Annotated in this window: 3 protein-coding genes; all 3 read left to right on the top strand. The window is 44.4% G+C overall.

The features are described from left to right. The coding region (locus F7C14_RS07330; protein WP_290901419.1) for a hypothetical protein at positions 1-465 on the top strand (465 nt) is incomplete at its 5' end. A gap of 1 nt (position 466) precedes the next feature. Further along, positions 467-2,113 carry a type II/IV secretion system ATPase subunit gene (locus tag F7C14_RS07325; RefSeq protein WP_290901418.1) on the top strand — a complete coding sequence of 549 codons (1,647 nt, stop codon included), beginning with the start codon at positions 467-469 and terminating at the stop codon, positions 2,111-2,113. A gap of 4 nt (positions 2,114-2,117) precedes the next feature. After that, positions 2,118-3,259: type II secretion system F family protein (locus F7C14_RS07320; protein ID WP_290901416.1), on the top strand; the 1,142-nt coding region annotated here is incomplete at its 3' end.

Raw genomic sequence — 3,259 nt, 5'->3', positions numbered from 1 at the left:
GGTGTTGAGAAGCACATAATTTCTGGCAGGCTGAAATTTTTTCCTGTTTATCCGCTTATAAGCGAGGTTAAAAAGAGAGAGAGGTACATAGAGAGGTTAATCTCAGGCAGACACATTTTTGAAAGCAATGTAATAATCATAGATTCCCTCTCAGCTCTCGTCAAATTCGACATAAATCCGAACTCGGCAATAGATCTTGTCAGCTTCATTAAAAGAATCGCAGCAACGGGGAAAGCCGTTATCGCCACCGTGGTTCCGGGGGAGATAGATGAAGCGTCTTTCCTTGAACTTGAGAGTGCCGCAACTTTTCTTGCCGAGTGCAGTCTGAGAAAGTTCGGAGCCGACATAAAAAACACGATGACCATCAAAAAGTACAATCTCGCCCAAATGCAGTATCAGAAGCAGATAGCTTTCAGAGTTGAGCCGAAGATTGGATTAGTGGTTGAAATAGCGGCGGTGGCGTAAAATGAAGGCGATCGTCTCCGATAAGCTCGATGTAGCTCTGAAAAGAAATCCGCATCTCAAAAGGTATTTGGACAACTTTAGAAAGAGGGAGGGAACGATTCCTAACTTCGTCGTTCAGCTTTCAAGGGATATGAAGGCTTTACCGAGACCGAACATAATTTACCCAGTTGGAGATCCGATTTTCATACACATCTGGACAGATAGAGACGGGAAAAAGCATTACATCGCTATAGAACCGAGAATAAAAACGACGGAAGAAGAGGAAAAGTTTAGAGCTGTAATGGACATGATGCTTGAGCTCGCTCCTTACGAGAAAGAGCCGCAGAGCGAGGAAGAGATGGAGAAGTTAATCGACACGCTTTTCGATAAGGTTACGGAGATTACGAGAAATAAGAAGCCGTACAAGAAAAGAAGCCGATTTTCCCTTGGAATCGAGAAGATCCCGCTAACTTACGAAGAAGCCTACACGTTCAGATACCTGATAAAGAGGGAGGTTCTCGGAGTCGGACCGCTCGAACCTCTGATAAGGGATCCTTACATAGAGGACATCCACGTAATCGGTCCGAAGAACACTCACGTAGTCCACAAGATCTTCGACATGATGCCGACGAACATAGACTTCGGCGACGAGTTGAAGATGGCTGAATTCTTGAAAGGGCTTGGAGAGAGAATGGGTCGTCCGGTGAGCGAAAAAGAGCCGATCGTTGATGGATCTCTACCGGATGGAAGCAGAATAAACATAATTTATTCGACGGACGTCAGTCTTAAAGGTCCATCTTTCACGATAAGAAAGTTTACAGCTGTTCCTATCAGCATAACCCAGCTGATTGCTTGGGGAACCCTTTCGGCTGAGATAGCCGCTTACCTCTGGCTTTGCTTGGAGTACGGCATGAGCATATGGGTGAGCGGAGAGACGGCAAGCGGGAAAACAACTACCCTTAATGCAATGATCCCGTTTATAAAGCCGGATTCGAAGGTTTACACAGCTGAAGACACTCCGGAAGTCCAAGTCCCCCATCCGGTGTGGCAGCAGCTGAACACAAGAGAAAGGGGAGAGGTCGGAAGGGTCGACCTTTTCGACTTGCTCAGAGCAGCTTTGAGAAGCAGACCTAACTACATCATAGTCGGAGAGATCAGAGGAAAAGAAGGAGCGATAGCTTTCCAGGCTATGCAGACCGGGCATCCGGTTTTAGCAACCTTCCACGCTGGAAGCGTTAAAAAGCTGATTCAGCGTTTAACGGGAGATCCGATCAATGTTCCTATAACTTTCATAGACAACCTGAACGTAGTTTTAATTCAGCAAGCTGTTTACAGAAAGGGACAGTTCCTCAGAAGGTGTTTGGTTGTTGAGGAGATAGAAGGCTATTACGAGGAGATAGGTGGAGTGGTAACAAGATCCGTTTTCGAGTGGGACAGCGTTACAGACACTCACGTCTTCAGAGGACTTTACAACAGCTACGTTCTTGAAAACAAAATTGCTCAGACAGCGGGATTTGACGATCCGAGGAAGATTTACGAAGAAATGGAGTTGAGAGCGCGAATCCTAAGTAGAATGGTTGAGGAGAAGATATTCGACTACTACGAGGTTGTAAAGATAATCTGGAATTTCTACAAGAAGGGAATGGAAGGACTGCCTTTCAGGCTGTGATAGCATGAATCTGAGACATCTTGGGATAGAGCCGAAAAGGTACATTCGGTTCATACTCCTGCCATCCCTAGCTGCCGCTATCGCTGCCTATCTTTTTGCCATTATTTACGTTCCCCGACTTGGTTTAGGACTTTTCTCAATTCTGTTTTACTCTCTTCCAATTTTCATCTTTCTTCCAGCTTTGCTTTACCCGAAAATAATTGAGGTCAGATTTAGGAACGATATCGAAAACAACATTCACTTCTACATAACTCATCTTGGTGTACTCTCGATCTCGGAAATCGATAGAAAAGAAATGATGAAGATTCTTTCGGAGAGAAAAGAGTACAAAGCTCTTGCAGAGGAAACAAGGAAAATCTACCTGCTCATGGCGAAGTGGAAGATAAGTCTTGCACAAGCTTGCAGATTTATAGCGAAGAGAACACCAAGTAAACTCTTTGCGGACTTCCTTGACAGAATGGCACATGAAATAGACAGCGGAGAGGATTTCAAGGTGTTCATAAAGAGGGAGCAGAAGGTCGTTATGGAGGACTTCGCAACGCTTTACAACGGGAAGCTTTACAGCGTTGACATCTTTAAAGAAATTTACGTTTCAATTATTCTTTCTTTGAGCTTCTTCGCAGCTTTCGGAATAATTATGCCTTTCTTGACTGGCTTGAACGTGATGGTAGTCATGTACCTCATAGTAATTTTCTTCTTCATAGCGGAAATCGGTGTTATCGTTTATTTAAAAGCTGTAGCCCCCCAAGATCCGCTCTGGCAAACCTCTGGAGAGTATACGAGCGTTGACAGAAAGCTCTACAGGCTGTTTGCGTTATCAATGGTTGTATTCTTAGTAGTGTTTACGGCTTTACTCTTTGCAAATTACGTTTACGGGCTGATTTCTCTTCCCTTCTCGTTTATAATGGCGTTGTCGATAACTCCTCTCTTAATCCCCGGAATAGCGGCTAAAAAAGAAGAGAAGATGATTAAAGATAAGGACAAAAACGCTCCTTCCTTCTTCATGAGTCTCGGAGCATCAGCCTCTGCAAGAGGAGGAAACATTCTTGAGACTTTGAAGTACTTAACCGCTCACGATTTCGGGGCTCTTACGGAGGACGTGAGAGCTTTGTATAAAAGGCTAAAAACGAGAATAAACAAGAGGAG

The sequence above is a fragment of the Ferroglobus sp. genome, assembly GCF_015521575.1.
In the GTDB taxonomy this organism is placed as follows: domain Archaea; phylum Halobacteriota; class Archaeoglobi; order Archaeoglobales; family Archaeoglobaceae; genus Ferroglobus.
Note: the sequence above shows the minus strand (reverse complement) of the source record. Positions and strands in the feature narration are given on the sequence as shown.